The following is a 7,223-nucleotide window of genomic DNA, read 5'->3' on the forward strand; positions in this document are numbered from 1 at the left end:
GTCGTGGTCTTTTAATGCTCGTTGGTAAGCGTCGTCGTCTTCTGTCTTACATCAAGGCAAACGACATTGAAGAGTACCGTACTCTTATTGCTTCCCTGGGTATCCGCGACAACATCCAGTAAGTTGGCTTTTTAGGGCGCCGTCTGGCGCCCTTTATGTTTGAGGCCCGTTTGCAATGGGGCAAACGGAGATAGAAGAGGAAAGAAATGACTAAAGTAACTCACGAATTTGACCTCTACGGTAAGCACTACACCCTTGAGGCTGGTGAGCTCGCAAAGCAGGCAACCGGTGCCTGTATCGTTAAGTGCGGCGATTCCACCGTACTTCTCACTGCAGTGGTTTCCAAGGAGCGTAAGGATTACGACTTCTTCCCACTGACTGTTGATTTTATTGAGAAAATGTACGCAGTTGGTCGTGTTCCTGGTGGATACCTCAAGCGTGAGGCTCGTCCATCCGAGAAGGCAACCCTTACTGCTCGTATGATTGACCGTCCTCTGCGCCCTTCCTTCCCAGAAGGTTTCCGCAACGAGGTTCAGATTGTTGCAACTTCTCTTGTTGCTGATCAGGTAAACGCTGTTGATACCATCTCTGTCATGGGTGCATCTGCTGCTCTGGCTGTTGGTGGTGTTCCTTTTGAGGGACCACTTGCATGCGTCCGTATTGGTCGCAGCGCTGATACCGGTGAGTTCCTAGTTAACCCAACCTACGAAGAGCGCGATCACTCTGATCTTGACCTTGAGCTTGGTGGCTCTTCAACCTTCATTTCCATGCTTGAGGCTGGCGCAGATGAGATCTCCGAAGAGGACATGCTCTCTGCTATGGCATTTGGCCAGGAGGCAATTGCAGCATTCTGCGAGGAGCAGAAGAAGTTCATTGCTAAGTGGGAAGAGGTTAACGGTCCTATTGTTAAGCGTGAGTACATCCTTGACGAGCCGATCGCTGAGGTTCACGACCGCATCTTTGCCTACTACGACCAGATGAGCGCTGCTCTTAAGGATGCTGACAAGCAGTCCCGCATGCAGAAGGTTGCTGACTTGATGGATGAGATCAAGGCTCAGTTCACCGAGGAGGAGCAGGAGCTTTGGAGCCGCGCTATTGCAGTTGAGCTCAAGGCTCTTGAGAAGCATGCAATGCGCGTCATGGTTGTTGAGACCGGCGAGCGTGTTGACGGCCGTGTAGCCAACGAGATTCGTCCAATCATGGTCAAGCCTGACTACCTGCCACTTGTTCACGGTTCTGGTCTTTTCCAGCGCGGTCAGACCCAGGTTCTCTCCATTTGTACACTTGGCATGCTCAACGAGTGGCAGCGTCTTGACACCATTGAGCCAATGGATGGCAAGCGCTACATTCACCACTACAACTTCCCACCATTCTGCACCGGTGAGACTGGCCGTATGGGCAGCCCTAAGCGCCGTGAGATTGGTCACGGAGCTCTTGCAGAGCGCGCACTTCTGCCTGTTATTCCTTCTGAGGAAGAGTTCCCTTACACCATTCGCGTTGTTTCTGAGGTAATGGAGTCCAACGGTTCTTCTTCCATGGCTTCTACCTGCGGTTCTACACTTTCCCTTATGGATGCAGGCGTTCCTCTGAAGCGTCCTGTTTCTGGTGTTGCAATGGGTCTTATCCAGGAGAATGGCAAGACTGTTGTTCTTACTGATATCCAGGGTCTTGAGGACTTCCTTGGCGACATGGACTTCAAGGTCTGTGGTACCACCAAGGGTATTACTGCAATGCAGATGGACAACAAGGCAACTGGTCTTACTCCAGAGATTCTGCGCAGCGCACTTCTTCAGGCTCAAGAGGGCCGTATGTTCATTCTGAACAAGATGCTCGAGCAGATTCCTGCACCTCGTACTGAGACCAAAGAGACCGCTCCACAGATCATCTCGCTTTCTATCCCAACCGATAAGATTCGCGACGTCATTGGCTCTGGTGGCAAGGTTATCCGCGGTATCCAGGAGGATACGGGCGCAACCGTTGACATCCAGGAGGATGGCACCGTCTTTATCGCTGGTACTAACGGTGCTGCCGAGGCTGCTGCCGAGCGCATCAAGGCTATTGTTAAGGTTCCAGAGGTAGGCGAGGAGTACACTGGTCGCGTTGTTGGTCTTCAGCCATTCGGCGCCTTTGTTGAGCTCCTTCCTGGCAAGGACGGTCTGCTTCATATTTCCCGCGTTGCACAGGGACGTGTCGAGAAGATCGAGGATGTCCTGGCTGTTGGCGACGAGGTTAAGGTTCAGGTCCTTGAGGTAGACGAGAAGGGCAAGATTTCTCTTGACCGTCTTGATAAGCCAGAGGCACCACAGGGTGCTCCAAAGAATGACCGTGAGGAGCGTCGTCCACGTCGTCAGAACGACAACGGCAACTCTGAGCGCAGGCAGCCACGTCGTCACCACGACGCATAAGGCACGCTCAAACTCAATGGGTTTCTCGCCACGCGAGGTCTTATAAAACATGAGGTATTGAAGAGAGCTTCGATGCATGTCGGAGCTCTCTTGTTATTCTGTTGAGATTTTGATTCTTTGGGAATATATAGCGTAATACGTGCAGATTTTTTATATAATTAAACAACATGTAGATTTTGCAAAAAGTCTTAGAGACGGCCCTTTGGGTTGCGTCTGTCATAGAAAGTTTTTGAAAGGAAACCGTTTTAATGCCTAAGAAAGACCCAGCTCTTAAAGTCATTCCTATGGGCGGACTTGATGGCATTGGCAAGAACATGACCGTTTTTGAATACGGTAATGATATGGTGCTTGTTGATGCTGGTTTGATGTTCCCAGATGACGAACAGCCTGGTATTGACCTAGTTTTGCCAGACTACACCTATGTACTTGAAAATGAAGATAAGCTTCGCGGTATTTTGATTACCCACGGTCACGAGGATCACATTGGTGCTCTTCCGTACCTGCTTATGGACCTTACTCGTAAGGTGCCAATCTATTCCAGTAAGCTTTCGCTTGGCTTTATTGAAGGCAAGCTTGCTGAGCACAAGATTGTGGGTACTAAGCTTCGTGAGGTTACTGATGGCTCAAAGGTCCAGCTTGGTGCCTTTGACATCACGTTCTTCTCGATGACTCACTCTATTCCTGCGGCTTTTGGTATTCATATGAAGACTCCTGCAGGAACGCTTATTCACTCTGGTGACTTTAAGCTTGATCAGACTCCAATTGATGGCGTGCGTCCAAATTATGCGGCTATCACCAAGTTTGGCTCCGAGGGTCTTGACCTGCTGTTGTCTGACTCAACCAACGCTAATCGACCTGGTATGACTCCATCCGAGGCTTCTGTTGGTGCGGCGCTTCGTCACATCATTAAGAATGCAACTGGTCGCGTCTTTGTTGCGTCGTTCTCAAGCCACATTCACCGCCTGCAGCAGGTGTGTGACGCTTCTGTTGCGGTAAAGCGCAAAGTTGTTGTTACGGGCCGCTCCATGATTACCAACACTAAGGTTGCCCGTGAGCTTGGTTATCTCAACATTGCTGATAAAGACATCATTGATGCTTACGATGTCGATAAACTTGCAGATGATCGCATTGTTGTTTTGTGCACCGGTTCTCAGGGAGAGCCTCTGAGCGCTTTGGCGCGTATGGCAAACGGAGAGCACAAGTCGCTTTCCATTCGTCCTCAGGACACCGTAATCATCTCTGCAACTCCTGTTCCAGGTAACGAGAAGAGCGTTCAGTCCATCATCAATGCTCTCTCTAAGATTGGCTGCGAGATTTACGACAAATCAAAGGCGCTTGTCCACGTTTCTGGTCATGGTAGCCAGGAAGAGCTCAAGCTTATGCTTGGTATGGCTCGTCCTAAGAACTTTATGCCAGTCCACGGTGAGGCTGTTCACCTACGCGCTCACGCAGAACTTGCTCAGCAGATGGGTGTTCCTGCAAACCGCATCTTTATTCTGGATAACGGCGACACACTTGAGATGAGAAATGGCAAGGTTACTCGTGGTAAGACTGTTGAGTCTGGCGTAGTGTACGTTGACGGCCTCTCTGTAACCGACGCAAACCCTGTTGTTCTTCGTGACCGTCAGCGTCTTTCCCAGGATGGCATTGTCACAGCTGTGGTAACCCTTGTTGGTCGCAATCTCAAGCCAGGCGTTGTTGAGATTTCTGGTCGTGGTGTTTCATTTGCTGATGATGACGAGCTTATGAATGACGCACAGAATCTTGTGAGAAATTCAATTGAGAAGGCCTCTAAGTCCGAAGGCGCAAACATTGAAGCAATGAGAAAGAGCGTTCGTAATGCCCTTTCTAACTTCCTTTGGAGCAAAACTCGTACTCGACCAATGGTTATTCCGGTCATTATGGAGGTATAAGCCCAATGCCCTCTAAACGCACCTCAAACGCAGCAAAAAGAAATTCTAGAAACGCCGCTTCTGCCCAGGCAGTAGGCTTGAGCCCACTGCAGAACGATATCATTGGTGTTGTTCTTGCAGTGGTTGCAATTGCTCTGTTTTTGTCCATTATTGTCCCTTCTAATGCTGTTATTACCAGCGCAATGGGTCATGGGCTTAAGCTCTGTTTTGGTACGGGAGCGCTACTTTTTCCCATTGCAGTATTTGTCTTTGCTATGACCTTCTTTATGCGTGATGATCAGGGAATCTCTACGCGTATTGCTATTGGTCTAACGCTGGACGTTCTTGCTGCCCTTGCTCTTATTTCACTTAACTTCCCAGGTGCCGAGGCTGCTCCAGATATGCTTCTGGGCACAAAAGTCCTAGAGGCTGCCGGCGGTTATGTGGGCGGCGGTATTGCTTGGGTTTTGCTGCGCTTTGTTGGCCGCGTGGTGGGCAATGTCCTTTTGGTTGGCTTTATTATTGCCGGTGTTGTTATCTGCGGCTTCTCCATCTCTGACATGGTTGAGCGCGTAAGCTTCCGCCTTGATGAAGCGCGCGAGAATCATCGCTACCGTAAAGAAGAGCGTGCTCTTGCAAAAGAAGAGGCGCTCTACGCTGCAAATGCTCCTCAGCCTGCAAAGAAGCAGGGTAGACGTGGCGCAAACAACCAGTCGTCTCTCTTTGACGAGACCGGTGAAGGGGAGACCACGTATCTGGGCAATCGCAAGACTTCTGTCATCAAGCGTGACGCCCGTCTTTACGAGGAAGAAGAGGCGCAAGAGGACGCAGGAGATGCTCCTACTACGCTCATTGATAAAGCTAAGAATAAGCTTCGTTCTAAGAAAAAAGACCAGCCAGATGATGCAGTTGTCGAGAAAAACGATGTTGCTGTAGCTGATGTTGCTCCTACAACAAAACAGGCTAAACCTAAGAGTAAAGCTAAAACGACACCTGATTTTCTCGCCACACCTGACCAGCTCAAGAGGCCAGGTGACAACGATGAGTCGTATGAGCTGCCACCATTTACCATTCTGAAGACAAACAAGAACTCGGCCACTTCTGCCGTAAGCGATGATGAGCTTGAAGCTACTGCTCAGAGACTCCAGGCTACGCTTGAGGAGTTTGGCCTTTCCAGCCAGGTGGTTGGTTGGACTGCAGGTCCTTCTGTTACTACATTTAAGATTTCGATGGGCGAGGGTGAGCGCGTCAACAAGATCACCAATCTTGAGGACGATATTGCGCTTTCACTTGCGGCAAAGTCTGTTCGTATTTTTGCACCAATTCCTGGAACTTCTCTAGTTGGTATTGAGATTCCTAACGAGAAAGCCCAGGCAGTCAACTTGGCTGACGTTCTTCCGTTTGCAAAAGGCGGTCCTCTTGAGTGCGCCTTTGGTCGCGATTCTGAGGGCAAGCCAATTGTTGTTGATCTTGCAAGTCTTCCTCACTTGCTGGTAGCAGGTACCACTGGTTCTGGTAAGTCTGTCCTGCTCAATGCCATTGTCATGTCTATGCTCATGCGCGCAACTCCTGAGCAGGTCCGCCTTATCATGGTTGACCCAAAGCGCGTTGAGTTTACGGGTTATGCTGGCCTTCCTCACCTGTATGTTCCAGTTGTTACCGAGCCAAGGCAAGCCGCAAGTGCGCTTCAGTGGGGCGTCACCGAGATGGAGCGTCGCCTTAAGGTATTTGAGCACTACAAAGTGCGTGACATTAAGACGTACAACAGAAATGTTGATGGCGATAAGTACGCTGATATGGAGAATCCTCCAAAGCATATGCCGTACTTTGTCATTGTCATCGACGAGCTTGCTGACCTTATGATGGTTGCTGGCAAAGACGTTGAGTCTTCCATTGTCCGTATTGCTCAGCTTGGTCGTGCTGCAGGTATTCACCTGATTGTTGCAACGCAGCGTCCTTCTGCAGACGTCGTAACTGGTCTGATCCGCGCAAACATTGACAACCGTGTTGCACTCTCAGTTGATAACTCTTTGAACTCCCGCATTATTCTGGACCAAAAGGGTGCTGAGCAACTGCTTGGTAAGGGTGACATGCTGGTTAAACTTCGTGGTAAGAAGCCTAATCGCGCACAGGGTTGCTGGGTCTCTGACGAGGAGATTGAGGAGACCGTTAAGTACATCCGCACTCAGCGCGTGGCCGAATATCACGACAATATCTTGACCGTTGCAACTCCAACACAGGCCGATGGCGCTGGCGGAGTTGGTGGTATGGCACAGGCAGACGACCCACTTATTTGGGAAGCTGCACGCATTATTGTGGATTCTCAGCTAGGTTCTACATCTAGTTTGCAAAGAGCACTCTCTGTTGGGTATGCTCGTGCTGGTAGAATTATGGATATGCTTGAGGCAAAAGGTGTTGTTGGCCCAGCCAACGGATCAAAGCCTCGAGAAGTTCTTATCGATAAAGATGCTCTTGAAGAACTCAAAGTTCAAGACGCTGCCTATAGGGAGGTAGAGTAAGCATGCCACGCCCTCGTTTTAGTGAGATGCTCGTAGAACGTAGACGTCAGCTCGGGCTTTCTATCACTCAAGCATCAAAGATTCTTCGCCTCAAGGAGCAGGCACTTATTGCTTTTGAGGAAGGCGATTTTACGAATATGCCTCAGAGCGGCTATGCTCAGGGCATGCTCTCTTCGTATGCTCGCTACCTGGGACTCAATCCGCGTGAGATTGTAGACCTCTTCCAGGAGGAGAGCTACGAGTTTGAAAACGGCACCTATTCCCATGAGCTTCGCCGTCGTACCCGCGATACTCAGTCTGGTCGTGGCATTGCTGGCTATGACGTTGTAAACGAGTCTGGTAGTAGGCCAAAGGCATACGTACAGTACCACGGTCTTCTCCCCACAGCGGGAGGACCAGCTGGCGAT

The 7,223-nt window shown here is 50.1% G+C and carries 5 protein-coding genes; all 5 read left to right on the forward strand.

The window, feature by feature from the left end; genetic code table 11:
* Positions 1 to 122 (forward strand): 30S ribosomal protein S15 (locus RWJ43_RS05235; protein WP_314008653.1); only part of this gene is annotated, 122 nt, incomplete at its 5' end.
* 84 nt (positions 123 to 206) lie between these two features.
* The gene (locus RWJ43_RS05240) at positions 207 to 2,405 is read left to right on the forward strand and encodes a polyribonucleotide nucleotidyltransferase (RefSeq protein WP_314008644.1); all 2,199 of its coding nucleotides are present in this window, start codon (positions 207 to 209) and stop codon (positions 2,403 to 2,405) included.
* Positions 2,406 to 2,653: 248 nt separating this feature from the next.
* The gene (locus tag RWJ43_RS05245) at positions 2,654 to 4,318 is read left to right on the forward strand and encodes a ribonuclease J (protein ID WP_035431010.1); all 1,665 of its coding nucleotides are present in this window, start codon (positions 2,654 to 2,656) and stop codon (positions 4,316 to 4,318) included.
* Positions 4,319 to 4,323: 5 nt separating this feature from the next.
* On the forward strand, positions 4,324 to 6,816 hold the full coding sequence (locus RWJ43_RS05250; RefSeq protein ID WP_314008647.1) for a DNA translocase FtsK: 2,493 nt from the start codon (positions 4,324 to 4,326) through the stop codon (positions 6,814 to 6,816).
* Between the two features lie 2 nt (positions 6,817 to 6,818).
* On the forward strand, positions 6,819 to 7,223 hold a 405-nt coding region (locus RWJ43_RS05255), incomplete at its 3' end, for a helix-turn-helix domain-containing protein (RefSeq protein WP_314008650.1).

This window comes from Lancefieldella parvula (assembly GCF_963530955.1).
Classification (GTDB): Bacteria; Actinomycetota; Coriobacteriia; order Coriobacteriales; family Atopobiaceae; genus Lancefieldella; species Lancefieldella parvula_A.

Bases quoted from the DNA above. Each gene is read 5' to 3' on its own strand.
- RWJ43_RS05245 (WP_035431010.1), top strand. From the start codon at position 2,654: ATGCCTAAGAAAGACCCAGCTCTTAAAGTCATTCCTATGGGCGGACTT.
- RWJ43_RS05250 (WP_314008647.1), top strand. From the start codon at position 4,324: ATGCCCTCTAAACGCACCTCAAACGCAGCAAAAAGAAATTCTAGAAAC.
- RWJ43_RS05240 (WP_314008644.1), top strand. From the start codon at position 207: ATGACTAAAGTAACTCACGAATTTGACCTCTACGGTAAGCACTACACC.